Source organism: Bradyrhizobium sp. CAR08, assembly GCF_052871955.1.
This window is the reverse complement of record NZ_JBIXJX010000004.1, coordinates 13,589-40,269: the sequence shown is the minus strand read 5'-3', so window position 1 is coordinate 40,269 and position 26,681 is coordinate 13,589. Positions and strand designations below refer to the sequence as shown.

Here is a 26,681-nt window from a genome sequence, read left to right as displayed (position 1 = left end):
CTTCACCTTCAAAAGGTGGGCCGGGGGCAGTTGCCGACTCTCGGTACTCGCTTTGACCATTCGCTCTCTGCTCGCGTGAGGGGACGTCGCGCATGAACTGGGCATGGGCCTCGTCGTTTGACCAAATCTGGAGCTCGCCGGCCCTTCCAATGTGGATGATGCTGGCGGCTGCCGGCTTCTTCGGACTGATTCTCCTGGTCACGCTGCTGCGCGCCGAACGATCGCTGGCCAACGGCGCGCTGACCGTCATTGCGCTGCTCGCCATTGCCATCCCGCTGGCTGCTGTTGTGCGCGTCGATGGACCGGCGGGGCAGACCACGCCGACCGAGGCGCGCGCACAGGCCGCGATGACCGCGAGCCTGCCGGCGCTGTCCTGTCTCGACGATCTCGCGGGCGATGCCGTGGCCATGGGCTGCGAGAAGGCGCTGTTCGGCGCGCCTGACGCGGCGGCTGCGGCCGTCTCCACGACCGCGGCCAGGATCGACCGGCTGACGGCGCTCGGCGATGCCGCGACCGCCGAGAAGAGCCTGACGCCCGACATCAAGGTGCTGCGCAAGTCGCTGGAGCGTGATCGCTACGGCCTGGTCGCGCATGTGCTGGTCGCGCGCGATGGCTGCACGCAGTTTGACTGCGCGGCCTTCCGCTCGCTGACCGACCAGCAGCGGGTCGCCGCCAACATGGATTCCCATCTCTACGACACGCTGGTCGCGCGCTACGCCCCGACCTGGAATGCGCCTGCAGCAGCGCAATCGTTGCCGGCCACTGCCGCACTTGCGGGGCTGCCGCCGTCGATGCCGACGGGCAAGCCGACCAATGCGGAGTTCCCGAGTGCCTCGTCGACGCCGCCGGTCAGCATCATGAATCCCGAGCCGCCGACGCGTCAGGCGGCGCCCACCGCAAACGCGGCGGCTCCGCGCGCCCCCGCAGCGGCCTCGGCGCAGGCCGCAGCTCCCGCCGCGAAGAAGCCGCCTGCGCCGAAGGCTGCGCGGGCGCCGGCGGCAGCACCGGTTCCGCTCACGCCGCCGGCCGCGGCTGCCCCGGCTGCGGATAACGAGTAGATCGGCATTCCAAATGCGTGGCTGTCCGGCTAATGCTGGGGCATGCCACTACATCTGATCAAGCTCGCCGTCGGCTGCGAATCCGTCAAGGAATTGAAGGAGTGGACCGCCGAACGGATGCAGACCGCCAAGAAGAAGGGTCTGCCGCAACATCACATCCACATCACCCGCATGGTGCCCAAGCGCGACGCCGAGATCCTGTCGGGCGGGTCGCTCTATTGGGTGATCAAGGGCGAGGTCGCCGCGCGCGAAAAGATCATCGGCATCGAGCCGTTCCGCGACAAGGACGGCATCGGGCGCTGCCGGATCGTTATGCAGCCGAAGGTGATCCCGGTGTCGCCGCGGCCGATGCGCCCGTTCCAGGGCTGGCGCTATCTTGCCGACGATTCGGTGCCGCCCGATCTCGGCAGGTCCGCCGCCGGCTCGATCGCGGCGATGCCGGAGCCGATGCGGCGCGAGCTGCGCGATCTCGGGCTGCTCTAAACCGCGATATTGTCGATCAGCCGGGTGGTGCCGAGCTTGGCCGCGACCAGGATGCGCAACGGTCCGTCGTTGCGCGAGCTGACCTGTGCCAGGGTCGCTGCATGGCGCACTTCGAAATAGTCGAGCTCAAAGCCGGCCGCCGTGATCATCGCGGCACCGCGCGCCATTGCGGGCGCGACCGCTTCGCCGGCGCGAATGCGCCCGGCGCTCTCCTTCATGGCGCGGTATAGCGTGGTTGCGGTCTGCCGCTCCTGTGGCGACAAATAGACGTTGCGCGAGGACATCGCGAGCCCATCGCGCTCGCGCACGGTGCGGGAGCCGATCACCTTGACGCCGAGCTCGAGGTCGCGGGCCATCTGCGCCACCACCCGCAACTGCTGAAAATCCTTCTCGCCGAAGATCGCGACATCCGGCCGGCACTGGGTGAACAGCTTGCCGACGACAGTGGCGACGCCGGCGAAGAAATGCGGGCGGAAGCGGTCTTCGAGGCCAGCCAGCGCCGGTCCCTCCGGCACGATGCGGGTGGCAAAGCCCTCCGGGTACATGGCCTCGGCGCCGGGATGCCAGACGATATCGACGTCCTCGGCGGCTAGCTTGGCGAGATCGGCCTTCCAGGTTCGCGGATAGGCGCCAAAATCCTCGGTCGGCGCGAACTGGGTCGGGTTGACGAAGATCGACACCACGACGCGGCTCGCGCGCCGCCTGGCGAGGCGTACCAGCGACACATGGCCGTCATGGAGCGCTCCCATGGTCGGGACCAGCGCGACCGTCGCCTTTCGCTTGCGAAGATTGTCGACGGCGCGTCGCAAGGTGGGGACCGTGCGGGCGATCAAGGGGCTGCGTGACATCAGAACTCGACGGGATTGGGAATCGACGGGCGCGTTCCGGCGCCCGGCAGGCTAACCTTAACAAGCGGCGACGATGGACGCCATGCATCCGGATGCGGCACAGCATCCCGCGCAAAGCCGCGCAAGCGTCGCGGCATTGTGGGCTGGATCACAGACGCGAAGCGGCGCCGCGATTCATGATGAAGGTCAGCGCGCCGCGATTTGTCTTGCCTGTCACGCATTTCACTTGACCGCAGACGCGGCCAACTCGAAGATATTCGTTAGGGGTGTTGAGGATCGCGATGCTTGTGCAAGCTAGCCAAGGTCAGTCCGGCTCGGCGCATGTGGTCGTGCTCGGCAACGAGAAAGGCGGCTCCGGCAAGTCGACCACCGCCCTGCACATCGCAGTCGCGCTTCTCAAAGCCGGCCAGCGCGTCGCCACCATCGACCTCGACTGCCGTCAGCAGAGCTTTACTCACTACATCAACAACCGTTCCGCCTGGGCGCGCCGAACCAAGCTCGACCTCGAACTGCCGTTGCATCGCTGCATCAAGCTTGGCGAAACGATGCAGGTTGCCGAGAACGAGAATTCGGAGTTCCTTCAGTTCATGGAGGCGGTCTCGGCGGTCGAGAGCAGCTTCGACTTCATCGTCATCGATACGCCCGGCACCGACAGCTACCTGATGCGGCTTGCGCACTCGATGGCCGACACGCTGGTGACCCCGATCAATGACAGCTTCCTCGATTTCGATGTGCTCGGCACTGTCGATCCCGCCAATTACGCGGTGACAGGCGAGAGCCACTACGCCGAGATGGTGCGGGATGTCAGGCGCAAGCGCCGCCAGCTCGACGGTGCGACCACCGACTGGATCGTGGTGCGCAACCGCCTGTCGATGCTCGGCTCCCGCAACAAGCAGCTCGTTGCCGATGGGTTGAAGGATTTGTCGCTGCGGCTCGGCTTCCGCTACGTCGACGGCTTCGCCGAACGGGTCGTCTATCGCGAGTTCTTCCCGCGCGGTCTGACCGCGCTGGACGAGATCGACGAGGCCACGCTCGGCATGCGGCCAAATCTCGGCCATCTCACCGCACGGGAGGAGGTGACGAGCCTGCTCCGCCAGCTCAAGCTTCCGCTCGACGAGCGCGGACGTCGCCGCGCGGCCAATCGCGCCGAGTGGTTCAACCAGGTCGACAAGCCGCTCGAGGTCCACGACATCCTCGGCGCTTGAGGCGGCGGTACATCGCTACTTCCAGTCGATCAAGAGGCCGGTCTCCCCCGGGGAACCGAGCCCGCGCTCAACCGTTTTCACCCCGTGTTTACTGCAAAACGGAACCCGATCGAGACAGGTTGCGTCGGATGGTGACGTGCACCCTGACGTAGCGTGTGAGAGCGAGATGCCCAAGAAACGTGTGCGCCGCACAATGAAAGGGCTGCCGGTTCACAATATTTGGCCTTCCTGTCACGCGGCTGTGACATATATTAGGGAATAGGCGACCAGGGGCCGAAGAGCTCCGGAAGAACACGATTTTCAACAGGGATTCAGGCCGCAAGAGCCTGAGGCTGAGGACGAAAATGAAGCGTGGAATTGCCGTTCTGGTTTCGGTCAGTGCCCTCTGTGGCGTCGCCTATTTCACGGCGAGCAAGTGGGCAATCAGGCACGAGACCATCACCTTCTACGATGCCTCGCGCGACAACCGTGCGGTGCCCGTCGATATCGCGATCCGTCGTGACAAGGAAATGCAGGCCAATGCCGGCATGATCACGATGCCGGTCGCCGTGATCAACCACGGCAACACCGTCAAGAACACCGAGTACGGCTTCCTCGCCAACATTTTCGCCGCGCGCGGCTACCTCGTCGTCAGCCCGCAGCATGATTTGCCGACCGATCCACCGATGGTGACCAAGCCCGGCGAGATCTATGTCGGCCGGCTGCCGCAGATCCTGCGCGGCGTCGCCAACATCCATCTCGCCATGCAGGAGATGAAGAAGGTTCAGCCCAACGCCGACTACGAAAAGGTGACGATGGTCGGCCACTCCATGGGCGGCGACATCACGATGTATTTCGCCAAGCAGTATCCGGATGAGGTCAAGAAGGTCGTCACACTCGACAATCTTCGCGTGCCCTTCGTCACCGCCGGGAAGTTCAAGATCCTGTCGTTCCGCTCCACCGATCCGCAGTTCAAGGCCGATGCGGGTGTGATCCCGACCGACGAAGAATGCGAGAAGGCCGGCATCCAGGTCGTGAAGACCGAATTCCAGCACAACGACATGCGCGACACCGGTCCGGATGCTGCCAAGAACTCGATCCAGGGCATGCTCGACAAGTTCCTGAGCGCGACCGACAGCGAAGTGGCTCCGGTCGACACGCAATCGTCCCCGCCCAAGATTCTCGAGCCCGGGCCGGTCGCTTTGATGGCGCCCGCCAAGAGCTGACGCCTTCCTCGTCGTCGATACCGATTTCAAAGCCTCCGCCGGCTGCCGCCTGCGGGGGCTTTGCACATTGACCGGGCTACATCCGCTGACCACATTAGCCGCTCACGCAAGGGTCAAGGAAATGTCCGGCGAACCCATCAAACCGCGCGGCCGCGATGCCGTCTCGGCGCAACCAGGCGACGCTGTGCCGCAGGCGGGGACCTCGACCTCGGAGGACATCGCCGCCTTCGTTGCCAACGCGCGCGCGCTGTCACCGCATGCGCCCGGTGCAAAAGGGCGGCTGATCTTCGCGCTGGATGCGACGATGAGCCGGCAGCCGACTTGGGACATGGCTTGCGCGCTTCAGGCCGACATGTTCCGTGAGACCGCCGCGCTCGGCAGTCTCGACATCCGGCTCGTCTACTATCGCGGCTTCGACGAGTGCCGCGCCACGGGATGGATCTCCGACAGCGCCAGGCTGGCGGCGCTGATGAGCAAGATCGATTGCCGTGGCGGCGACACCCAGATCGGCAAGGTGCTGAGCGAGGCCCGGCGCGAGGCCGTCGCATCCGGCGTGCGCGCCGTCGTCTTCGTCGGCGACGCCATGGAGGAGAACGTCGACCAGCTCTGCGCCAAGGCAGGCGAGCTCGGCATGCTCAAAGTGCCTGTGTTCATCTTTCAGGAAGGCCATGACGCGGTGGCCGAGAAGGCCTTTCGCGAGATCGCGCGCCTGACCGGCGGCGCTTGGTGCCGGTTCGATCCGGGCGCGGCGGCGCAGTTGCGCGAGCTGTTGCGCGCAGCCGCCGCCTACGCGGCCGGCGGACGCGAGGCGCTGTTGCAATTGGCGAAGAGCGCCAGTGGCGCGGCCAGGCTGATCGGCCAGATGAAGTAGCGCTGGCGCAAGGACACGATGCTTTTTGGCGGTAGGCCGACTATATTCCGGCCATGACCCTGATCGCCGGCGCTATCGCAATTATCACCCTTTATTTGCTGCTCCAGATGTTCCGTTCGGCCAATCCGGCCGTGCTGGCACGCGCGATCAGGTTCGGTGGCGGCGTGGTGGCGCTGGCTGTCGCAGCGTTCACGGGCTTGAAGGGCGAACTGGTGGTGGCGATCCCGCTCGGGATATTCGGCGCCGGGCTCTTGGGCTGGACACCGATGGCAAACGCCGGCTTCGGCAATATCGGCGGGCTGTTCGGCGGGGGCGCGACGCGCCCGGCCGGTCAGGCCTCGCGCGTGCGCTCGCAATTCCTGGATATGCGGCTCGATCACGATTCCGGCCAGCTCGGAGGCCAGATCGTCGCCGGGCCTCACGCCGGGCGCGATCTCGATGAGTTTGATCTCGCGGCCCTGCTGGCAATGGTCCCGGCGTTCGACGCCGAGAGCGTGGCCCTACTTGAAAGCTATCTGGACCGCCGGTTTCCCGCTTGGCGTCAGAACGCGCAGGGCGACGCGGCAGGGGGGCAGCGCCGCACGGTGGCGAGCGGTAAAATGACGACGGAGGAGGCCTATCAGATCCTTGGCCTGCAGCCGGGGGCGGGGCGTGACGACATCAGCCGGGCTCACAAGTCCCTGATGAAGAAACTGCATCCCGACCAGGGGGGCTCGACGTATCTCGCTGCCCGTGTAAACGAGGCCAAGGATACTCTGCTTCGCACGCATAACGGCTAACTCCGGCACCACGCTACAAACGCTCGTCCCGTGTGAGCTCTGCTTGCTCTGTTTGCCGTCGCCCCGATGCCCGCCATTGTCGGCGTGGTCGATCCCTTGCGTAAAGTTTTAACCGTAAATCCTTGACGAGAGGTTGTCGTGGAACAGCCTCGTCGGTCACCGCATCCCGAAAATGAAAATGCCCGCGCAAGGCGCGGGCATTTTCATTGGAGCGGTGCGAAAGTTCAGTTGCGGACGGTCATGCAGGAGATATCGGCGCGCTTCAGGGTGCGGCAGACGGCTTCGGCCTGGTCGCGGTCGAGCCCGGCGAAGCGGGCGCGGTAGAGCTTGCGATTATCTTTCGCGACGACCGGCTCGGTGAATGGGTCGGCCTTGCTGAGCAGGCCGCGAGCCGAGCTGCGCGCCGCGTCGATACGCTGCTGGGCTTCGTTCTCGCTCTCGAGCGCGCCGACCTGAACGATCCAGCCGCTGTGGGTAGCGACCGGCTTCGTGGTGGCGCTCATCTGGATCGGCTGCAGCGCCGGGTCGGCTGATGCGAGCTTCGCAGCAGCCGGGGCGGGTGCGGCGGCGGCCGGCAAGACGCCGAGGATGCCGTTGCCGGTGCCGAAGCCCGCCGGCTGCCGCGGCAGCTCGGCACGGGTGATCTCGGCCCTCGGAGCTTCCGGTTGGCTGGCGACCTCGGGCTTGTTGATGAGGTCTGCGCGGGCGACGACGGCACCGGAGGTTTCGGCGACTTCGGAGCGGGATGCGATCGTGCTCGTGACCTGCGGTGCGATCTGAGTCGGGGCGGCGGAGGCGACCTTCACCGCGCCGGCCTTGACCTGGACGGTCTTGACCCGGACCGGCTTCATCGGTTCGGACGAACCGGGGATGATCGAGAGCGGCTGGCTCGAGATCACGCCATTGGTGAGCGGCGCAGGCTCGATCTTGGATTCTATCGGCCGAACTTCAGGCCTATTGGCTTCAGATCTGGGCTGAGCCGGCGGCACCGCGGCAGTCGCAGCCGCAAGCGTCGAGAGGCGCGCGGCGAGACGCGACGGGGCTGCTTCGGGAGCAGGGGCAGCCGACGCCTGGACCTGCGGAGCGGAACGGGCCGGGGTGTCCGATGTATCGGCGACTTCGGCAGCGGCGTCGGAGCCGTTGCGTTCGGTGACCGCGGCGACGGTGTGGGTGGTCGCGGCCTTATCGAGGTTCTCCGCGAGCAGGTTACGCATGATGGCGTCGCGCGAGCCGCCGCTACGGCCGCCCAGCACCACGCCGATCAGGTGGCGGTTGCCACGGCGCATCGAGGTCACGAGATTGAAGCCGGAGGCGCGAGTATAGCCGGTCTTGATGCCGTCCACGCCCTCGACATTCCCGAGCAGATGATTGTGGTTCCGGATCGACTGTCCGCGCCAGTTGAACGTCGAGGTCGCGAAATAGCGATAGTAGCGCGGGAAGCGCTCTTGGATGGCGCGGCCGAGCGTGGCCTGGTCGCGCGCGGTCGTGACCTGCTCGTCGTTGGGAAGACCGTTGGCGTTGCGGTAAACCGTCCTGGACATGCCGAGCGATCGCGCCTTGCGCGTCATCATCTGGGCGAAGTCGTCCTCGTCGCCGCCAATTGCTTCCGCGATCACAACGGCTGCGTCGTTGGCGGAGCGGGTGACGAGACCTTTGATCGCGTCCTCGACGCGGATGGTCTGGCCGGCACGCAGGTTCAGCTTGGTGGGATCCTGATCGGCGGCGTGCTGCGACACCGGCATCTCGGTGTCGAGCTTCATCTTCCCGGACTCGAGGCGCTCGAACAGCAGATAGAGCGTCATGATCTTGGTCAGCGAGGCCGGATGGCGGATCCCGTCGGGACTCGTGGCCTGAAGCACGGAGCCGGAGTTGCCGTCGACGATGATCGACGCGAATTTCGGGCTGGAACTCTCGGACACATCGCGCTGCACGCGGTGTTGCGCGTAGTGACGGCGGTGGCGCCGCGCCTCGGCAGCATCGGTGGTGAAGATGACTGCACTGGTGACCGCAAGAAGCCCAAAAACGCCAACCCGCGCCAAGCGCGAGGAAGACAAGTTTTTACGAAGCATGAAACCCCGTCCCCGTTTCTGACTTGATCACCGGCTCGTGAGGCGAAATTGTGCCCAAGGGACCCGGGATCATTACCTGCTCAGGCTGTCCTCCGCAGATGTTCGCCGCGGGGGGACGTTGGGCCTGAGCCGCTGTTCTGGCTAAGGTGATGTTCTCCAACGGCTTTCGGCCGCTTGTGGAAGCTGAACACGTCCAAGGAATCAAGGTAGGGGGCAGCGGTTTCCAAAAGCTTAAGGAACCATTGCGGGAAACCCCGGGAGTCTTGGCAAATTTGCCTGCAATTTTGTGCGACGCACAAAATTCTTGACTTTTTTGTGCGTTGCACTAATTGTGAGCAGAGTCAGGGAGCCGGGGCTTCCGACAAGGCTAGGGAAAAGGATTCCGAATGTTCAAGGTTGAAGACTTTCAAGGCTACGGGAAAGAGCACTTCGAGCAGTACGTCGCCTCCGCGACCTCGATGCAGCACGGCCTTCAGGCGATCGCCAGCGCTTATGGCGACTACACCAAGAAGTCGTTCGAAGACACCAAGTCCTTCGTCGAGAAGCTTTCCGGCGTGAAGTCGCTGGACAAGGCCGTCGAAGCGCAGACCGAATTCGCCCGTTCCGCCTACGAGTCCTTCGTCGCGGAATCGCAGAAGATCGCCGGCCTCTACAGCGACCTCGCCAAGCAGGCGTTCAAGCCGGTCGAGACCATCGTGTCGAAGTTCACCCCGGCCGCCAGCTAACGTTTCCTGACGTCCTGGAATCAAAAGCCCGGCTGCAGTAGCCGGGCTTTTTTTGTTTGTCGCGGCGTGTCGATCTCAGCGCGCCACGCGCAGCTTCGACAGCGACGTGCCGATGTCCTTGAACACCGAGACGGTCTGATCCGCCTTCGTCACCAGATAGAATTTGTCGCTGCCGCTCGCGCAATATTGCAGCACGCTGGAGGTCGGGTCGCTGCCGGTGTTCACCTGCACCGTATAGATCGTGATGTTCGCCGCCTTGGCGTTGTCGCACAGCTTCTTCTGCCGCGCGTCGATTTGCCAGGCGTTGCTGTACCAGCGGTTCTGCGTGTTGAGACCGTCGGAGAGCAGCACGATCGCATCCTTGTAGGTGTAGTTGGTGCCCTTGGCCGGAGCGTTCATGGGATCGCCGGTCGACAGCGTCATCCAGCCCCAGGCGAGGCCAATGCCCTGGTTGGTGTTGCCGGTGGGCTTCATGGCGTCGATACGGCTCTTGAGTGAGTTCCAGTCGTAGCTCAGCGGCATGATTGGCTGCAGATAGGACGAACTGCCGGTGTCGCAGTAGGAGTACTGTTCGGCCGGGAACTGCGTTCCCGCGTTGCCGCTCGTGGGCGTCGTGTTCTTGGTGTCGTAGTCCTGGTCGCGGTCGACCACGCACCCTGTCCATGTGTTGTGGTTGGCGGACCTGGTGCCGCGGGCCGCGTCCCAATCGCTGAAATCGACCCAGTACTTGTTGTAGTTGCTGGCGCCGACGTTGACGTCCTTGGCAAACGGAACAATCGAGATGTAGACGTCGCCATTGGTCTTGGCGAGTGGGCTGAGCTGGTCGACCAGGCTCTTCGCGGCGGTCTGCATCGCCGCCATCTTGCCGTCGTCAGCCATCGAGCCCGTGTTGTCGAGCACCAAGGCCACGCGCATTCGCACCAGACCCCAGGCGCTGGTGGAATTGGCGCCGACGTCGAGCGTCGGGAAGCCTGCGACCTTCATGAAGGCCGTCGTGTAGGTGCCGGTGCCGGTGACCTCGATGGTCGAGCCCATGCTGGTGCTTGCGGTGTAAGTGGCCGCGATGCTGACCGACGGCAGGGCGTTGGTGGCGGTGAACAGGGCGTTGAAATAAGCCTGCGCCTTGGTGCTGATCTGCGACGTCGTGATGGTGCCGGACGACAGATCCTTGGAAACCATCAGCGCAGTGGAATCGAGGGCCGCCTGCATTGCGGAACGAGCCTGGGCCGCGCGGCTGTAATCGACCGCGGCTCCGACGAAGCCCAAAACCGGGAGCAGCGCGATGGCGAAGATCACGGCGATATTGCCTTGTTCGGCCGCTGCAAACCGGGCGACGTATCGACCAACAATACGGCTGACGAGGGTCAGGCCAGACGTGACGATCCCCGGAATCTGTGACTTTGCCCGTTTTCGCGCCACGCCATTGAACGCAGGGTAAATTGGTCCGTAGAAAACCGGAGATAGCCCGCGCGAAACCGCCGCAGCCGCGTTGCTGGCCGGGTTCCTGGTCAACATCTTCTAAACCGGCGGGGCGGAAGCTTTTGTCAAATCAGTCCGAATTGATTAACCTTGGTGAGGATCGCCCGGACCGGGAATCGGGAGCGCCATGGCCGCATCGGCCGAGCTGCCGCACGCTTGCGGCGAGCCGGGGGCAGGCCCATATTCGGTGAGGCCGATCCGGCTTGGACCGGACCGGCTGGAAGCGGCGATCCAACAAGGCGGTGCGCCTGTGCGAAGCTCCGAAGGCCGGGGCTGCGCGGCGAACCGTCATACGCTTCCGTGGGGAATTTGAACGCCTGAGCCATGCCGCAACTGTCTTCCAGACCAGATCCGTCCGCGGCCGCCGCCGCCCACGCTGCCCTGATGAGCAACGACGAGAACCGTTCCGGCGGTCCTTCTGCGCCAAACACGTCCGTCATCACCAAGGTCAAGCCGAAGACCAAACGGCCGAACCTGTACCGTGTGCTGATCCTGAACGACGACTACACGCCGATGGAATTCGTCGTTCATGTGCTGGAGAAATTCTTCCAGAAGGACGCCGAGGCCGCAACCAAGATCATGCTGCACGTTCATCATCACGGGATCGGGGAGTGCGGCGTGTTCACCTACGAGATTGCCGAGACCAAGGTGACGCAGGTGATGGATTTCGCTCGCAAGCACCAGCATCCGCTGCAATGCGTGATGGAAAAGAAGTAAGACACGACACGTTACGGCACGTTCGAAGCCGGTTCTTGTGCATGTCGCAGTGTGATTGCCGCGTGATGTCTGCGGGCGATGTTCGTTGCAGACGGCAAAACCACGGAATTTCGGACCGGTGCTGATCGTGCCCAAACCGGAACGGGTTTTGCATCGAAAATACCGCAGCTGTGCAGCCGCCTGAGTCGCGGAACCGGTCTTTCGCCGCGATCTTGTATAACTATATGTGACAAAGGTTGTTGTTGCCTGACCGGGCGATGGCGATCATGATGGTGGGGGCCATAGAGGACGCGAATGCCGACTTTTTCCCAAAGCCTTGAACAATCCCTGCATCGTGCACTGGCGATCGCAAACGAGCGTCATCACCAATACGCGACGCTCGAGCATCTTTTGCTCTCCCTGATCGACGACTCCGATGCAGCCGCCGTCATGCGCGCCTGTAGCGTCGACCTCGACAAGCTCCGTACGAGCCTCGTCAATTATCTTGAGACCGAATTCGAGAACCTGGTGACGGACGGCGCCGATGACGCCAAGCCGACTGCAGGCTTCCAGCGCGTGATCCAGCGCGCGGTGATCCACGTGCAGTCGTCCGGTCGCGAAGAGGTGACCGGCGCCAACGTGCTGATCGCGATCTTTGCCGAGCGCGAGAGTCATGCCGCGTATTTCCTGCAGGAGCAGGACATGACGCGCTACGACGCCGTCAATTATATCAGCCACGGTATTGCCAAGCGGCCGGGCGTCTCCGAGGCGCGGCCGGTGCGCGGTGTCGACGAGGAGACCGAGACCAAGGGCAGCGAGGACGCCAAGAAGAAGGGCGAGGCGCTCGAGACCTATTGCGTCAACCTCAACAAGAAGGCGCGCGACGGCAAGATCGATCCGGTGATCGGACGCAATTCCGAGATCAACCGCGCGATCCAGGTGCTGTGTCGCCGGCAGAAGAACAATCCGCTGTTCGTGGGCGAGGCCGGCGTCGGCAAGACCGCGATCGCGGAGGGCCTGGCCAAGCGCATCGTCGACAGCGAGGTGCCGGAGGTGCTGGCGGCTGCGACCGTGTTCTCGCTCGACATGGGCACGCTGCTCGCCGGTACGCGCTATCGCGGCGACTTCGAGGAACGCCTGAAGCAGGTGCTGAAGGAGCTCGAGGCGCATCCCAACGCCATCCTGTTCATCGACGAGATCCACACCGTGATCGGTGCTGGCGCGACGTCGGGCGGGGCGATGGATGCCTCGAACCTGCTCAAGCCCGCGCTCGCTTCCGGCACCATTCGCTGCATGGGCTCGACCACCTACAAGGAATACCGCCAGCACTTCGAGAAGGACCGCGCGCTGGTGCGGCGCTTCCAGAAGATCGACGTCAACGAGCCGACAGTCGAGGACGCGATTGCAATCCTCAAGGGCCTCAAGCCGTACTTCGAAGACTACCACCGGCTGAAATACACCAATGAGGCGATCGAGGCTGCGGTACAGCTCTCTTCGCGCTACATCCACGACCGCAAGCTGCCGGATAAGGCGATCGACGTGATCGACGAATCCGGCGCGGCGCAGATGCTGGTCGCCGAGAACAAGCGCAAGAAGACCATCGGCATCAAGGAGATCGAGACCACGATCGCCTCGATGGCGCGGATCCCGCCGAAGAGCGTGTCGAAGGACGATGCCGAGGTGCTCAAGCATCTCGAGCAGACCCTGAAGCGCACGGTGTTCGGTCAGGACAAGGCGATCGAATCGCTCGCCGCTTCGATCAAGCTGGCGCGTGCGGGCCTGCGCGAGCCGGAGAAGCCGATCGGCTGCTACCTGTTCTCGGGTCCGACCGGCGTCGGCAAGACCGAGGTCGCGAAACAACTCGCGGCGTCGCTCGGCGTCGAGCTGTTGCGCTTCGACATGTCCGAATACATGGAGCGGCACACCGTCTCGCGCCTGATCGGCGCGCCTCCCGGCTATGTCGGCTTCGATCAGGGCGGCTTGCTCACCGACGGTGTCGACCAGCATCCGCATTGCGTGGTGCTGCTGGACGAGATCGAGAAGGCGCATCCCGATCTCTACAACGTCCTGCTCCAGATCATGGATCACGGCCGGCTCACCGATCACAACGGCAAGCAGGTCAACTTCCGCAACGTGATCCTGATCATGACCACGAATGCGGGCGCGTCCGATCTCGCCAAGCAGGCGTTCGGCTTCACGCGCTCGAAGCGGGAAGGCGACGACCACGAGGCGATCAACCGGCAGTTCGCGCCGGAATTCCGCAACCGTCTCGATGCCGTCGTGTCGTTCGGCCATCTCAGCGTCGAGGTGATCGGTACGGTGGTCGAGAAGTTCGTGCTTCAGCTCGAAGCGCAACTCGGCGATCGCGACGTCACCATCGAGCTGTCCGACCCCGCCAAGACCTGGCTGGTGAAGCATGGTTACGACGAGCAGATGGGCGCACGTCCCATGGCTCGCGTGATCCAGGAGCACATCAAGAAGCCGCTGGCCGACGAGGTGCTGTTTGGCAAGCTCAAGGGTGGCGGCCATGTCCGCGTCGTTCTGGTCAAGGACGAGGCCGACGAGACCAAGGACAAGATCGGCTTCGAGTTCGTCGAGGGTCCGGTCACGCCGAAGCAGGAGAAGCTCCCCGGTGCCCGCAAGCGCCCGCCGGGCAAGTCCAAGCCCGGTGGCCCCGGCGGCTCGAAGGGGCCGACCAAGAGCCCGCTGGTCAAGGCTTGATCTGCGCGCGATGAATTGAAAAGACCGGCTGAGAAGCCGGCCTTTCTCATTGGCAGCCAAATATAAGCAAGAAGATCCGATATGACCAACACGCCTTCTGCAAACTCGTCGTCAGCTTCCTCGATCCCCGCCGACGATCCCGGCCGCGCCCTGACGGTCGCCGATCCCGACGGCGCTGACGTGCCGCATATCTCTGTGGCCGGCGGCACCTACACGGTTCTGGTGTCGGGCGCGCAGACCGCAGGACGCTATTGCCTGGTCGACATGCTGGTGCCCGCCGGCGGCGGGCCCCCGCCGCACCGCCACGACTTCGAGGAAATGTTCACGCTGCTCGAAGGCGAACTTGAATTCACCTTTCGCGGTAAGTCCCATACCGTAAGTGCGGGGTCGACCGTCAACGTCCCGGCCAACGCGCCGCACGCGTTCAAGAACGTGTCCGGCAAGACGGCCCGTATGCTCTGCATGTGCGCGCCAGCGGGACAGGACGAATTCTTCCTGGCGGTTGGCTTTCCCGTCGATGGCCGCACATCGCCACCGCCGAAGCCGACCCCGGAAGAGATGGCCGAGAAAGGCAAGCTGATCGCAGCACTGCTGCCGAAATATCGCACCGAGATGGTGAAGATATGAGGCGCGGCGAACGCAGCCGAAATCGGCCTTCCCAAATGGTCGCGCGCTATTCGCCGCGCAGGCGCTGGTCGTCCTGCACGCGAACATGTTCGGCGCCGCGCGCACCCGCGGACGACAGCCGCAACATGCTCAGCGCCGCGCCGCAGAGCGCGAAGCCGACGCCGGTCAGCAACGCGATCCTGGTTCCCTCGATCGGATAGCGGCCGAGGAAGAGTGCCACCAGCGCTGCGCCGGTGGTCTGCCCAAGCAGCCGCGCGGTCCCCAGCATGCCGCTGGCGCCGCCGGCACGCTCGCGCGGGGCGGCCGCGATCATGGTGCGGTTATTGGGGGTCTGGAACAAGCCGAAGCCGGCGCCGGCCAGCGCCATCCGCCAGACTACGTCGAGCGGCGTGGGCGCAGCCGGCAGCAAGGCGAGCGCAGCGAGGCCGCAGGCGAACAGCGTAAGGCCGATGCCGCCGAGCAGGCCGGCCGGATAATGCTCCACCAGGCGGCCGGCGAGGGGGGCTGCGAACGCCACCGCGATCGGCCACGGCGTGATCAAGAGGCCCATATGCACCGCCGAATAGCCGAAGCGGCTCTGGAGATAGAAGGGGATCGCGACGAAGGCCAGCATCTGCCCGCAGAACGAGGCGATCGAGGTCGCAATCGACAATGCGAACACGGGGATGCGCAATAGGTCGATCGGCAGCAGCGGCGAGGCCATGTGGGTCTCGCGGTAGATCAGCAGCGCGCCGGCGACGAGCGCAATGGCGAACTGCACGAGGCAGGTGATCGCGGCTTCGCCATGACCGACGCTATCGACGGCCGCGATGCCGACGCCGAAGGTGATCGCGGACAGCCCCGCGCTCTGCCAGTCGAAGGAATGGCTCGCAGGCCTGGTGTGCGGCAGGCTGCGCAGGCCCAGCACCAATGTCACCACGCCGAGCGGAACGTTGATGGCGAACAGCCAGGGCCAGCTGCCGAACGCCAGGATACCGGCGGCGAGCGTCGGGCCGACCGCGGCTGAGAAGGCGACGACGAGAGCGTTGAGCCCGATGCCGCGGCCGAGCTGGCTGCGTGGGTAAGTGAAACGCACCAGCGCTGCGTTGACGCTCATGATGCCGGCCGCGCCGAACCCCTGCACGATGCGTGCAATCGTGAGGAGCGGCAGCGTGTGCGCCAGCGCGCAGAGTGCGGAGGCAAATGTGAACAGCACCAGGCCGACCAGATAGACGCGGCGATAGCCGACGATCTCGCCGAGCGAAGCCAGCGGCAGCAGCGAGATCGTGATCGCGAGCTGGTAGCCGTTGACGATCCAGATCGAGAACGCCGGGCTGGCGTCGAGGTCGGCCGCGATCGTCGGCAGCGCGACGTTGGCGATGGCGCTGTCGACCACTGCCATGATAATGCCGAGCGCAATGGTCAGGACCGCCTGGCCACGCTGCGGCTGCGGCAGGCCGTCGGCGTGCTCCATGGAGGCTGGCAACATGATGGCGGCGTGCTTGATTCGAGCCGTGGTTCGTCTCCGGATTAGGAAATTGCGAGATGCATCGCAACCCGGCAGGATACGGGCGGTTCCTGCGCCGGGAGCGGGTCTCCCGGCACCGCGGGCATGGGTCGGCACGGCCTCGCGGCTCACCAGCGGGAGGTCGACTTCCCGAACACATAGAGCGCGCCGAGCCCAACCGTCACCGCGGTCGAGACGATCAGGATGGTGCGCTCCCAATCGATCCGCTCCGCTCGGCGCGGTTGAGATTGAGAGCGGTGAACAGGGCCTTCATGGCAAATCGGCGCATCGGCTGCCTCGCGTGAGCGCACGATGCCACTGTCGGCGCGGGCCGGCTTGATGCAGCTCAAGCCGGACTGCGCCGGCGTGCCGGTCTCTACACCGCCGGCGGATTGCGGTCGGTGAAAGTTGTGCGCTGGTGCCAGTAAGGATAGGGCAGCGTCACCTTGCTCGCCGCATCGAGCTTGGCGATCTGGTCCTTGGTCAATGACCAGCCGACCGCGCCGAGATTTTCGCGCAGCTGCGTCTCGTTGCGCGCGCCGATGATCAGCGTCGAGACGGTCGGACGCTGCAGCAGCCAGTTCAGCGCGATCTGCGAGACGCTCTTGCCCGTTTCCCTGGCGACCTCGTCGATCGCATCGACGACGCGATAGACGTGCTCGTCCGGCACGGGCGGGCCGAACTCGGCCGTCTTGGGCAAGCGGCTTACGTCAGGCTTTGGCTGGCCGCGGCGGATCTTTCCGGTGAGGCGTCCCCATCCGAGCGGCGACCAGACCACCGCGCCGAGGCCCTGGTCGAGGCCGAGCGGCATCAGCTCCCATTCGTAGTCGCGCCCGATCAGTGAATAATAGGTCTGGTTGGCGACGTAACGCGGGAAGCCATGCTTGTCGGCAACGCCAAGCGATTTCATCAGGTGCCAGCCCGAAAAGTTCGACACGCCCACGTAGCGGATCTTGCCGGCGCGCACGAGCACATCGAGAGTCGCGAGCACCTCTTCAGGCGGGGTGAAGGCGTCGAAGCCGTGAAGCTGGAACAGGTCGATGTAGTCGGTGCCGAGCCGGCTCAGCGAAGCGTCGATGGCTGTAAGCAGATGCTGCCGCGACGACCCGATGTCGTTGGGGCCGTCGCCGAAGCGGAACGTCGCCTTGGTCGAAACCAAAACCTTGTCGCGGCGGCCCTTGATGGCTTCGCCGAGAACGCGCTCGGACTCGCCGAGCGAATAGACGTTCGCGGTGTCGAACATCGACACGCCGGCATCGAGGCAGATATCCAGAAGGCGCCGGGCTTCGGTCGCGTCGGTGGTGCCCCACGCAGCGAGGCGGCCCACGCCGCCGAAGGTGCCGGTCCCAAGACTCAAGGCGGGCACCATGAGGCCCGAGCGGCCCAAGCGTCGGTATTCCATCGATTTGCTCCTCGGCTGGCCGCTGATTGATCCCCGCGACCTCTGTGCCGGATCGTAATGCAAGGCTGCGCCGTGTCCTACCTCGCGCTCACATACCGGCCTTGCTTGGAAACGGCCTAGTCGTGCAGACGCATGTCATCGAATGCCGCGTCAGTCACGCGCGGGCTGGCCGTCGTCGCCGGAAGCCGAGCCGCGCCCCTCGTTACTGGTGATTGAAGGCAGGTGGCCTCGCTCTCGCGCGCCGGCCGCGGCAGGAGCGTCAGGCTCCAGCCCACCGCAACAAGCACCGCGAGCCGGATCGCGATCACGCCGAGCAAGACTTCCGATCCGCTTATCGTGGCGTTGGTTCTCATGTGCAGAGCCTGATCCCGGCTGCAGCACCTGACAATCTGGAATTCACGAGCACGGCCTTCGCCTGAAGCGAAGGCTCGGGCCATTGGCTGCCCGGACGTCAATGCCGCGACTGGCTCTGCCGGAAGTCGCGCGGTGACATCCCGAAATGCTCGCGGAAGACGCGGCCGAAATGCGAGAGGTCGTTGAAGCCCCAGGCGAAGGCGATCTCGCTGATGTGGCGGTGAGCGAGCACGGGGGAGGCGAGGTCGCGCCTGCATTGAGCGAGGCGCTCACCGAGGACGTAGCGCTGGAACGAGGTGTCCTCGTCAGCGAGGAGATCGTTGACATAGCGGGACGAGATGCCGAGCGCCGCTGCGGTCTCTGACAGCGAGAGGTCGGGATCGGCAAGATGAGCCCGGATATGCGCCTTCAATCGGTAGAGCAGGGCGGAGCGATGCGTCGAGGACGGCAGCGGCGTCTTGCCCAGCCGCTCGCCCAGCGCCATCGCCAGGACATCGACGGCCTGTTCCGACAGAGCGGCGGCGTGGTGCGGATCGATCTGATCCGCGCTCTGGCAGAGCCGGTAGATGAAATCGTAGGCGATCCTCTGCAGTGGCGAGTCCGGCCCGAAAGAGGTGGCAGTAAGAGTTTCGGTCGCGCCGAGCCGGCGCTGCAGCATCTCGCGCGGCACCTTGAAGATGGTCTGCGTGAAGATGCCGTCGAATTTCAGCTCGTAGGGACGGGTGGTGTCATAGAGCGCAAACTCTCCCGGACTGACCACGGCCTCGCGGCCGTCCTGCACCACGCCGCCGGCGCCGCGATTGCCGAGCGCGATCAGGATGAAGTCCTGATCCGAGCGCGCGATGCGCGACGGCGTGCGCAACACGTGTTGACGGTCGGAGCAGACCTCGGAGCATTCCGCCTTGCCCAGTGGCGCCCGGGTGACCGTGCCGCGAAAGGCGCTGCCAAGATCGGACCTGCAGTCGAGCCCGACGAAGACGTCGCAAACGATATCCTGCCAGAGCGCAAGCCGGCGGTGGCCTGGGCTGTCGTCCGTGGTGAACTGGATTGGCATCTGCAGAGCCTCCCTTTCACATCCCGCAAAATCGCGTGTCGGCGCTGGTCCCGACTGACGAAGGCAAATCCCGTACCGGGTCGGTGAATCCCGTCCGGTCGAGTTTTTGTTCCGCCGCGGTCGAGCGCCCGCCGCCCGGCTTGGTCAAATAGACTGCATCGGACCTGGCTTCCGATCAACCGGCAAGGGAGGCGGGAATGGGCATCGAACATCCGAAATACAAGGTCGCGGTGGTGCAGGCGGCGCCCGCCTGGCTCGATCTCGACGCCTCGATCGACAAGTCGATCGCCCTGATCAGGGACGCCGCCGAGAAGGGCGCCAAGCTGATCGCTTTTCCGGAAGCCTTCATCCCCGGCTACCCCTGGCACATCTGGATGGATTCGCCGGCTTGGGCGATCGGTCGTGGCTTCGTGCAGCGCTATTTCGACAATTCGCTGTCCTATGACAGTCTGCAGGCCGAGCGGCTGCGCGACGCCGTGCGCAAGGCCAAGCTCACTGCCGTGCTCGGTCTGTCCGAGCGCGACGGCGGCAGTCTCTATCTGGCGCAATGGCTGATCGGGCCCGATGGCGAGACCATCGCAAAGCGCCGCAAGTTGCGGCCGACCCATGCCGAGCGCACGGTCTATGGCGAGGGCGACGGCAGCGATCTCGCCGTGCACGCGCGGTCCGACATCGGCCGCATCGGCGCCCTGTGCTGCTGGGAGCATCTCCAGCCGCTGTCGAAATACGCCATGTATGCCCAGAACGAGCAGGTCCATGTCGCGGCCTGGCCGAGCTTTTCGCTCTACGATCCTTTCGCGCCGGCGCTCGGCGCCGAGGTGAATAACGCCGCCTCGCGCGTCTATGCGGTCGAGGGCTCCTGCTTCGTGCTCGCGCCTTGCGCGACGGTCTCGCAAGCCATGATCGACGAGCTCTGTGATCGGCCGGACAAGCACGCGCTGCTGCATGCCGGCGGCGGCTTCGCTGCGATCTATGGCCCCGATGGCAGCCAGATCGGCGACAAGCTCGCGCCGGACCAGGAGGGCCTCTTGATCGCCGAGATCGATCTTGGCGCCATCGGCGTCGCCAAGAACGCCGCTGATCCAGCCGGGCACTATTCGCGCCCCGACGTGACGCGGCTCCTGCTCAACAAGAAGCGATACCAGCGCGTCGAGCAGTTTGCGCTGCCGGTCGACACCGTCGAGCCCACGGACATTGCCGCGGCGGCGAGCTGATCGCCGCAATCGAGGGGAGGCACGATCATGGAATCCGCAATTCCTCTGCATCTCGAGAGCCCGCGCACGCGCCACAAGCGCGTGCCCGACGATTACCAGCCGCCATACCCGTCTTTCGTGGCGCGCTATAAGCCTGCCGTGAACCGGGTCGTGATGGCCTATTTCGGCCTTCAATATCGCGGCACGGCGGTAGCTGCTGCAACGGACGCTCTCGCCGAAATCGCGGCGCGGTTTGCCGCGGAAGGCGGTCCTTCGCATTGGGACCGGGCGCAATATGTTGATCAGGCAGGCTACGAGAACGTCATCTCGGTGGCCTATTGGGACGACATTGCGCGGTTCGACAAATGGTTTGCAGCGGCGCGCGAGGCATGGACCGGAACGCAGCCCGAGGGCATCGGCACTTTCATCGAGGTGCTGCGCCCTACGGTGGCGCGGCACGAGACGCTGTTTTCCTCGCTCGGCCGGCCCGAGGGCGTCGCCGCAATCGCCGGCGGCATGAGCGGCGAGGTGCAGGAGCACGCCTATTGGGGCGGCATGCGCGACCGCATCCCGCTGTCACAGACCGATCCGATGTCGCCGGGCGGCAATCCCGAGCTGATCCGCGATGGCGCGCGACTGCGCGTGCAGGCGCACGACAATCTTTGCCTGATCCGATCAGGCCAGGATTGGAGCGATACCGAGGCCTCGGAGCGAAAGCTCTATCTCGACGAGGTCGAACCGGTGTTGCGCGAGGGCATGGATTTCCTGCGCGATGAGGGGCTTGGCATCGGCTGTTACACCAACCGTTACATGCGCGTGCTCGCAGCCGGCGGGGACGCGAGTGAAAAGTCCTACGGTCAAAGCTGGTGGAAGAGCCTGGCGGCGCTGGAGCGGTGGGCGGAGTCGCATCCGACTCACGTCAAGATATTCGGAGCCGCGATGAAGTACCTGTCGACGCTCGGCCCCTCGGCAAAACTGCGGCTCTACCACGAGGTCACCGTGGCTGCTGCCGACGAGCAGTTCTTCGAGTACCTGAACTGTCACGCCAAGACCGGCATGCTGGCGGCGGTGGAGAGCGTCGCCGCTTGATAGAGTTAGATCACGCAATGGCCGAGCAGCTCGGGATGCGCGGCGCAGATGTGATGCGCGCCGGCGTCCCGCAGCTCGGTCTCGCTGCCGTAGCCATAGAGCACGCCGATCGCGGTCATGCCGTTGGTGCGGGCGCCGACCACGTCATGGCTGCGGTCGCCGACCATGATCGCGCTGGCGGGATCGACCCTGGCTTCGTCGAGCGCGTAGCGCAGCAGGTCGCGCTTGTCGACGCGCGTGCCGTCGAGTTCGGAGCCGAACACCCGCTCGAAATACGGTTTCAGGCCAAAATGCTCGACGATACGGGTGGCGTAGACCGCGGGCTTGCTGGTCGCCACGAACATGCGCGGTGTTGTCGCGGCAAGCGTTGTCAGGGTGTCTGTGATGCCGGCATAGGCTTCGTTCTCGAACAGGCCGACGTCGCTGAAGCGCTCGCGATAGAGCAGCAGCGCCCGGTCGGCGAGTTCCGCGCTGCCCGTGAGCTTTTGCAGGCTGGCATGCAGTGGCGGCCCGATGCACCAGGTCAGCTCGTCCTCGCTCGGAACCGCAACGTTGAGCCGCTCCAGGGCGTACTGGATCGAGCGCGTGATCCCGGGCTTCGGGTCGGTCAGCGTGCCGTCGAGATCGAAATAAATGGTCACCATATTGTCGCGCCTGTGTTGATACCGCCGCCTATTGCCTGACCTAAACGAGGCCGGGGGCCAAGGCAAACGCGCAACCATTGTCACGCCGAAAATCGCCTTCCCCGATACCGCGTATCCCTTAAAGCTCGCTATTCGCGGGAGGGAAGCGTACAGTCGCGCCATCACCGCCTTCCATTGGCATCGACCGGTGACTGAGGGTCACCAGCGCTCCCGCCGACTGAGCAGGAGCGTGCATGACTCGATTTCGTCTGGTCGACTGGATCCGCCGGAGAGCGCTTCTCGTCGCATTGATGCTTGGCACATTGATACTTGGCACACTGTCGCAAGGCGCTGTCGCGGCAGGACCGGACTGCCGGGCGATCGAAAGCACGAGCGGACGTCTCGCCTGCTACGATGCTGCGTTTCCTCCGAAGGAAAAAAAGCCCGCTGCTGCGGAAGGCGATGGGTCCCGTGCTGCCTACAAGGACCCGTTCGTGGCGGAAGAGGCCAGAACCGCGGCGAAGCTGAAGAACATCTGCCGGGGCTGTTGAGGGTTGCTCGTTCGCCGCGCTCGTCGATCAACGAGTCCGGACGAGGGATCGAGACGATTTTTTCAGGAGAGGCCGGATGAGCGAGCGACTTGAAACCCTGAAGAAGGCCCGTGAGCGCATGATCGAGGACAGGGACGCGCATGCGAAAGTGCTGGCCGCCCCCTTTGTGCGCGACACGGCCGAGCGAGCGCGCAACAAGTTTATCGAGATCCAGGCGCTGATTGATGCCCTCGACCGCGCCATCCGGGGCGAAATCCCGGTTGCGGTCAAAAACTAAGGCGGTAGGCAGCGAGACCAGCGGAGCGCCGCTACCGCTCCCTCATTGCTGTCTCGCCCATTCAACGATGGCGGTCGCCTCCGCGCCTGCCCGGGTTTCCCAGGCGGTGATCGCGCCCGTTGCTGCCTTCCGCAGCTCCGTGACAAGGGACGCAGGCGCCGGCTCGGCGATATGGACGCCATTGTCGCGCATGCGCGCATAGTTCTCGATGGTGCGGTGGCTCAATAGCGCCAACTGGCTCTGCTCAGTCTCGGCCGCCGCCGCCAGCACCTCGCGCTGCATCGGTTCGGACAGTTCGGCAAAGGCGTCGCTGCGGACGAAGGCGATCGAGATTGGCATCGCGTAGTTGATGGCCGTGAAATGCGGCAGGAAGTCCCACAATTTGCGTCCCGCGCCGCCGTCGCCGGAGGTGAGGAAGGCATTCAGCCGGTGTTCCCTCAGTCCGGCGAGCGCCGCATCCATCGGCAGGAATTGCGCGTTCGCGCCGGCTGCGCGCATGACCTCGGTGGAATTGGCATCGTAGGTTCGCAGGTTCAGTTTCGGCAGGTCGTCAGCACCGTCGAGCGACTGCTCCGACCAGAGGCCCGTGGCCGGCCAGATCGTCACATAGAGCAGCTTGAGGCCGCGCGCAGCCAGCGCCTTCTCATAGAGCGGTCGCGCCCGCAGATTGGTGGCCCGGGCGAGATCCACCGATTGCACGAGAAAAGGCAGGGTGGACAATCCGAGCACAGGGTCGAGGCCCGAGAGCGCGCCCGCGAAGGCATCGCCGCCCGCGATCCGGCCGTCCAGCGCCGCGCGCGGCATCTCGCCCGAGTTGATCTTGAGCTGGTTGTCGAAGGCGTTAGTCACGGTCACGAAGCCGTGGGTACGGTCGGAGACGCGGCTGGCGAAAGTCGCCAGCCCAATCCCGGAGATGTTATTCTCAGGGTATTCCGTGGTCATCCGCCAATTGACTTGAGACGCGACTTGAGACGTCACCTGCGCGGCGGCTGGCGCGACGCTCAGGATGAGCGCGGCGAGGACAAGGATCGCGCGGATCCGTTTGGCGGGGTAACGCATTGGGAGAAGCAGGTCAGGCAGCATAATATTGGCGACCCGTCGAACCATGGCACGATGCCACAACATTGTTGATCACACTGTCGCATGCCGCGCCGAGGCGCGCTACCGCCGTGCCTGCGCGCGATGGGTGCAGATTGCGATGTGCATCATCTCCGCGCTGCTTGTCTCGTCGACCCAGGCCGCGGCATGGGACAGTTCGCCCGCCAAGACCGACGTTGCCATCCCCAGCGTCGAAGAACTCGCTGTGCAGCCGGAGAAGCCCGGTGCGCGGGAGAGCGACACGCGGGAATCGATCTGCCTGATCATCGAGGCCGCGGCGCGCGATGCCAATCTTCCGCTGGAGTTCTTCGCCCGCGTGATCTGGCAGGAAAGCCACTTCCAGACCGATGCGGTCGGGCCGGTGACGCGCAGCGGCGAGCGGGCGCAGGGGATCGCGCAATTCATGCCGGGCACCGCGAGCGAGCGCGGGCTGCTCAATCCCTTCAATCCGGTGCAGGCGCTGCCGAAGTCGGCGGAATTCCTGAACGAGCTGCGCAACCAGTTCGGCAATCTCGGGCTGGCGGCGGCCGCCTACAATGCCGGGCCGCGCCGGGTGCAGGAATGGCTCGCCGGCACCGGCGGCATGCCCGAGCAGACCCGCAATTACGTTCTTGCGATCACCGGCACGAGCGTCGATGCGTGGGCCAAGGCAGGCGCGACCGGCAAGGGGCCGCCGAGCGCGCCACCGACAAGCTGCCGCGATCTGATGGCACTTTTGAAGCGCGCGCCGAATGCCTTCGTCGCCGAGCTCGAGCAGCATGTGGAGCTTGCGGCTGCAAAGATCTGGGGCGTGCAGCTCGCCGCGGGCTTTGACCGCAACCGGGCGCTGGCAATGTACTCCCGCGCGGTCACGCGGCTGAGCGCCGCGATCGGCGAACGTGATCCGAGCCTGCTCAGCTCGGTGATGCGCAGCCGCGGCACGCGCGCCTTCTACCAGGTGCGCATCGGCGCCGATACGCGGAGCGAGGCGGATGAACTCTGCGGTCGCATCCGCAAGGCCGGCGGGGCGTGCTTCGTGCTGAAGAATCGCGGTGTGAGCGGGTAGGGCATCTGTCCCAGCGTGCATGCCAGCCCCGCCGTGCGCTTTCTTGACGCGAGGCGCCGCATTGCCCGTTATGCGGGCACGATTCCTCATCCGGCCAAGACTCCCCGTGGCGCTTCCTCCGCTCGATTCACCTCAATGGCAAAGTCCCTGGCGCGCCTTTGCGTGGGGGCTGCGCTCGATCACGCAGACCATCCTCACGCTCGTGCTGTTCGTGACCTATCTCGGCATCGGCGCGCTCGCCCACGACACACATTTCAGCCTGCTCTGGGCGCTCTGCTCGACGCTGTTCGTCTGGGCAGGTCCGGCGCAGATCATCCTGATCACCACGCTTGGCTCCGGCGCGACGATCGTCCAGTCCGCGATCGCGGTCACCGTCAGTGCGATCCGGCTGTTTCCGATGGTGGTCTCGGTGCTGCCGTTGATGCGCACGCCGACGACGAAACGGCGCGAGCTGTTTTTCGCGGCGCATCTCACCGCGGTGACACTGTGGGTCGAATGCCATCGCTTCCTGCCGCAGGTACCGCGCGAACGCCGGATCGCCTTCGTCAACGGACTTGGCTTCGGTCTTGTCTCGGTGTGTCTCACCGCCAATGCGGTCGGCTATTTCCTTGCCGCCAATCTGACTCAGACGCTTGGCGCGGCGATCCTTTTGCTGACGCCGCTGTCCTTCCTGTTCTCGACCGCACGCAACAGCCGCGAGGTCGCCGATGTCGTCGCCCTCGCGCTGGGCATATTGCTGTATCCACTGGCCGCGAAGATCAATTCCGGCCTCGACATCCTCGTCAGCGGGCTCGTAGCGGGCACGATTGCCTATGGCGTGCATTGGTGGCGGGAGGTGCGGGCATGAACTTTGCGCAGCTCATCGGCGACTGGCACGCGCTGGCGGTGCTGTTCGTCGCCGGCGTTGTTCCCAACCAGATATGGCGCATGCTGGGCCTGTGGTTCGGCGGCGGCATCGACGAGGGCTCCGAGCTTCTGGTCTGGGTACGGGCGGTCGCCACGGCGATCCTGGCCGGCGTCATCGCCCAGATCGTGGTCGAGCCCCCCGGGGCGCTTGCGAGCGTGCCGGACGCCCTGCGCTACGGTGCGGTCGGCGCCGGCCTCGTCGTCTTCCTGCTGGCCCGCCGCTCGATCTTCGCGGGCGTGGTCGCGGGCGAAGTCTTCATGCTGGCCGGCAAGTGGTGGTTGGGCTAAAACCGCCGGCGAACAGCAGGGAATTGGACATATGGTTCGCGAAAACCAGCTCCGCGAGGGTGAAGTCTCCATCGAGCTGCCGCCGACGCAAGATGCCGGCCTCGTCTTCATCGGCCGCATCCGCACGCCCTGGAGCTCGCGGATGGAGACCCCGCGGCAGGGCCGGACAGACGGCCCGATATGTCGGCTCGAGATCTTCGAGCCGTTCGTGCCGGCGATCAAGGGCGTCGATTTCTACAGCAATCTCGAAGTGCTTTACTGGCTCGACAAGTCGCGCCGCGACATCGTCCTGCAAAGCCCTAAGAACAACGAGAAGACCCGCGGCACGTTTTCGCTGCGCTCGCCGGTGCGCCCTAATCCGATCGGCACGTCGATCGTGAAGCTGGTCGGCATCGAAGGCAACGCGATTCTGGTGCGCGGGCTCGATTGCCTCGACAACACGCCGCTGATCGACATCAAACCAGATCGTTGCGAGTTCACGCCGCTGGCCGCCCCGCAGCCGGGAGATTTTCAGACGGAGTGAAGTGTCTCCTCCGTCATTTCGAGGAG

At 64.9% G+C, this 26,681-nt stretch carries 28 protein-coding genes; 18 read left to right on the top strand and 10 right to left on the bottom strand.

Translation table 11 applies throughout. The features are described 5' to 3' along the window. Positions 1-92: 92 nt before the first annotated feature. The gene (locus ACIPUD_RS09990) at positions 93-1,058 is read left to right on the top strand and encodes a hypothetical protein (protein ID WP_446480483.1); all 966 of its coding nucleotides are present in this window, start codon (positions 93-95) and stop codon (positions 1,056-1,058) included. Between the two features lie 42 nt (positions 1,059-1,100). Then, positions 1,101-1,541, top strand: coding sequence for a DUF1489 family protein (locus ACIPUD_RS09985; RefSeq protein ID WP_018455188.1), 441 nt, complete (start codon positions 1,101-1,103; stop codon positions 1,539-1,541). On the opposite strand, the gene panC is transcribed toward ACIPUD_RS09985, so the two are convergent. Then, entirely contained in the window at positions 1,538-2,389 is an 852-nt protein-coding gene (gene panC, locus ACIPUD_RS09980) for a pantoate--beta-alanine ligase (RefSeq protein WP_446480482.1), read from the bottom strand. The two genes, ACIPUD_RS09985 and panC, sit on opposite strands and share 4 nt — an antisense overlap. 281 nt (positions 2,390-2,670) lie before the next feature. Here panC and ACIPUD_RS09975 point away from each other — a divergent pair, with 281 nt between their 5' ends. From ACIPUD_RS09975 to ACIPUD_RS09960, 4 genes are all read left to right on the top strand, one after another. Next, a complete protein-coding gene (locus ACIPUD_RS09975; protein WP_018455186.1) occupies positions 2,671-3,594 on the top strand; it encodes a division plane positioning ATPase MipZ in 924 nt (307 codons plus the stop codon). 344 nt (positions 3,595-3,938) lie between these two features. After that, positions 3,939-4,799, top strand: a complete 861-nt coding sequence (locus tag ACIPUD_RS09970) for an alpha/beta fold hydrolase (RefSeq protein ID WP_007603233.1) — start codon at positions 3,939-3,941, stop codon at positions 4,797-4,799. Between the two features lie 121 nt (positions 4,800-4,920). After that, complete coding sequence (locus ACIPUD_RS09965) at positions 4,921-5,670, top strand: hypothetical protein (protein WP_085360935.1); 750 nt, start codon at positions 4,921-4,923, stop codon at positions 5,668-5,670. Positions 5,671-5,723: 53 nt separating this feature from the next. Next, positions 5,724-6,449: a DnaJ domain-containing protein gene (locus tag ACIPUD_RS09960; protein WP_018455184.1), complete on the top strand. Its 726-nt coding sequence runs from the start codon at positions 5,724-5,726 to the stop codon at positions 6,447-6,449. A gap of 224 nt (positions 6,450-6,673) precedes the next feature. Here the strand turns inward: ACIPUD_RS09960 and ACIPUD_RS09955 are convergent, their stop codons facing one another. Beyond that, positions 6,674-8,518 carry a D-alanyl-D-alanine carboxypeptidase gene (locus ACIPUD_RS09955; protein WP_085360937.1) on the bottom strand — a complete coding sequence of 615 codons (1,845 nt, stop codon included), beginning with the start codon at positions 8,516-8,518 and terminating at the stop codon, positions 6,674-6,676. Positions 8,519-8,904: 386 nt separating this feature from the next. Between ACIPUD_RS09955 and ACIPUD_RS09950 the strand changes: the two genes are divergently transcribed. Beyond that, complete coding sequence (locus tag ACIPUD_RS09950; protein WP_007603238.1) at positions 8,905-9,243, top strand: phasin family protein; 339 nt, start codon at positions 8,905-8,907, stop codon at positions 9,241-9,243. 75 nt (positions 9,244-9,318) lie between these two features. Here the strand turns inward: ACIPUD_RS09950 and ACIPUD_RS09945 are convergent, their stop codons facing one another. After that, entirely contained in the window at positions 9,319-10,758 is a 1,440-nt protein-coding gene (locus tag ACIPUD_RS09945; RefSeq protein ID WP_446480481.1) for a vWA domain-containing protein, read from the bottom strand. A gap of 348 nt (positions 10,759-11,106) precedes the next feature. Here ACIPUD_RS09945 and clpS point away from each other — a divergent pair, with 348 nt between their 5' ends. The 3 genes from clpS to ACIPUD_RS09930 all read left to right on the top strand — a co-directional run bounded on the left by clpS (position 11,107) and on the right by ACIPUD_RS09930 (position 14,766). Next, complete coding sequence (gene clpS / locus ACIPUD_RS09940) at positions 11,107-11,439, top strand: ATP-dependent Clp protease adapter ClpS (RefSeq protein WP_018455182.1); 333 nt, start codon at positions 11,107-11,109, stop codon at positions 11,437-11,439. Positions 11,440-11,733: 294 nt separating this feature from the next. Next, the gene (clpA, locus tag ACIPUD_RS09935; protein ID WP_018455181.1) at positions 11,734-14,139 is read left to right on the top strand and encodes an ATP-dependent Clp protease ATP-binding subunit ClpA; all 2,406 of its coding nucleotides are present in this window, start codon (positions 11,734-11,736) and stop codon (positions 14,137-14,139) included. An 81-nt stretch (positions 14,140-14,220) separates the two neighbouring features. Next, positions 14,221-14,766 (top strand): cupin domain-containing protein, encoded by a 546-nt coding sequence (locus ACIPUD_RS09930; RefSeq protein WP_446480480.1) that lies wholly within the window; start codon positions 14,221-14,223, stop codon positions 14,764-14,766. A 46-nt stretch (positions 14,767-14,812) separates the two neighbouring features. Here ACIPUD_RS09930 and ACIPUD_RS09925 read toward each other — a convergent pair whose 3' ends face one another. From ACIPUD_RS09925 to ACIPUD_RS09905, 5 genes are all read right to left on the bottom strand, one after another. Then, a complete protein-coding gene (locus tag ACIPUD_RS09925) occupies positions 14,813-16,234 on the bottom strand; it encodes an MFS transporter (protein ID WP_051112982.1) in 1,422 nt (473 codons plus the stop codon). A gap of 146 nt (positions 16,235-16,380) precedes the next feature. Beyond that, positions 16,381-16,602 (bottom strand): hypothetical protein, encoded by a 222-nt coding sequence (locus tag ACIPUD_RS09920; protein ID WP_162496372.1) that lies wholly within the window; start codon positions 16,600-16,602, stop codon positions 16,381-16,383. Between the two features lie 26 nt (positions 16,603-16,628). After that, on the bottom strand, positions 16,629-17,654 hold the full coding sequence (locus tag ACIPUD_RS09915; protein WP_085351373.1) for an aldo/keto reductase: 1,026 nt from the start codon (positions 17,652-17,654) through the stop codon (positions 16,629-16,631). 116 nt (positions 17,655-17,770) lie between these two features. After that, the gene (locus ACIPUD_RS09910; RefSeq protein ID WP_026232896.1) at positions 17,771-18,007 is read right to left on the bottom strand and encodes a hypothetical protein; all 237 of its coding nucleotides are present in this window, start codon (positions 18,005-18,007) and stop codon (positions 17,771-17,773) included. A gap of 98 nt (positions 18,008-18,105) precedes the next feature. After that, positions 18,106-19,062, bottom strand: a complete 957-nt coding sequence (locus ACIPUD_RS09905) for an AraC-like ligand-binding domain-containing protein (RefSeq protein WP_085360941.1) — start codon at positions 19,060-19,062, stop codon at positions 18,106-18,108. A 197-nt stretch (positions 19,063-19,259) separates the two neighbouring features. Here ACIPUD_RS09905 and ACIPUD_RS09900 point away from each other — a divergent pair, with 197 nt between their 5' ends. Next, positions 19,260-20,276, top strand: coding sequence for a carbon-nitrogen hydrolase family protein (locus tag ACIPUD_RS09900; RefSeq protein ID WP_018455175.1), 1,017 nt, complete (start codon positions 19,260-19,262; stop codon positions 20,274-20,276). A 27-nt stretch (positions 20,277-20,303) separates the two neighbouring features. After that, positions 20,304-21,344: a phenylacetaldoxime dehydratase family protein gene (locus ACIPUD_RS09895; protein ID WP_085360943.1), complete on the top strand. Its 1,041-nt coding sequence runs from the start codon at positions 20,304-20,306 to the stop codon at positions 21,342-21,344. A gap of 5 nt (positions 21,345-21,349) precedes the next feature. Here ACIPUD_RS09895 and ACIPUD_RS09890 read toward each other — a convergent pair whose 3' ends face one another. After that, a complete protein-coding gene (locus tag ACIPUD_RS09890) occupies positions 21,350-21,988 on the bottom strand; it encodes an HAD family hydrolase (RefSeq protein ID WP_018455173.1) in 639 nt (212 codons plus the stop codon). A gap of 233 nt (positions 21,989-22,221) precedes the next feature. Between ACIPUD_RS09890 and ACIPUD_RS09885 the strand changes: the two genes are divergently transcribed. Together ACIPUD_RS09885 and ACIPUD_RS09880 are read left to right on the top strand one after the other, a co-directional pair. After that, complete coding sequence (locus ACIPUD_RS09885; RefSeq protein ID WP_085351377.1) at positions 22,222-22,518, top strand: hypothetical protein; 297 nt, start codon at positions 22,222-22,224, stop codon at positions 22,516-22,518. A 76-nt stretch (positions 22,519-22,594) separates the two neighbouring features. Next, positions 22,595-22,795, top strand: a complete 201-nt coding sequence (locus ACIPUD_RS09880; protein ID WP_018455171.1) for a hypothetical protein — start codon at positions 22,595-22,597, stop codon at positions 22,793-22,795. 42 nt (positions 22,796-22,837) lie between these two features. On the opposite strand, the gene ACIPUD_RS09875 is transcribed toward ACIPUD_RS09880, so the two are convergent. Next, positions 22,838-23,878 carry a TRAP transporter substrate-binding protein gene (locus ACIPUD_RS09875; protein WP_085360945.1) on the bottom strand — a complete coding sequence of 347 codons (1,041 nt, stop codon included), beginning with the start codon at positions 23,876-23,878 and terminating at the stop codon, positions 22,838-22,840. Positions 23,879-23,993: 115 nt separating this feature from the next. Between ACIPUD_RS09875 and ACIPUD_RS09870 the strand changes: the two genes are divergently transcribed. From ACIPUD_RS09870 to tsaA, 4 genes are all read left to right on the top strand, one after another. Further along, on the top strand, positions 23,994-24,938 hold the full coding sequence (locus ACIPUD_RS09870) for a lytic transglycosylase domain-containing protein (RefSeq protein WP_162496523.1): 945 nt from the start codon (positions 23,994-23,996) through the stop codon (positions 24,936-24,938). A gap of 106 nt (positions 24,939-25,044) precedes the next feature. Continuing rightward, positions 25,045-25,785 carry an AzlC family ABC transporter permease gene (locus ACIPUD_RS09865; protein WP_085351379.1) on the top strand — a complete coding sequence of 247 codons (741 nt, stop codon included), beginning with the start codon at positions 25,045-25,047 and terminating at the stop codon, positions 25,783-25,785. Continuing rightward, the gene (locus ACIPUD_RS09860) at positions 25,782-26,132 is read left to right on the top strand and encodes an AzlD domain-containing protein (protein WP_085351380.1); all 351 of its coding nucleotides are present in this window, start codon (positions 25,782-25,784) and stop codon (positions 26,130-26,132) included. Before ACIPUD_RS09865 ends, ACIPUD_RS09860 begins: the two co-directional genes overlap by 4 nt. A 31-nt stretch (positions 26,133-26,163) precedes the next feature. Beyond that, the gene (gene tsaA / locus ACIPUD_RS09855; protein WP_018455166.1) at positions 26,164-26,655 is read left to right on the top strand and encodes a tRNA (N6-threonylcarbamoyladenosine(37)-N6)-methyltransferase TrmO; all 492 of its coding nucleotides are present in this window, start codon (positions 26,164-26,166) and stop codon (positions 26,653-26,655) included. The last annotated feature ends 26 nt before the right edge of the window (positions 26,656-26,681 follow it).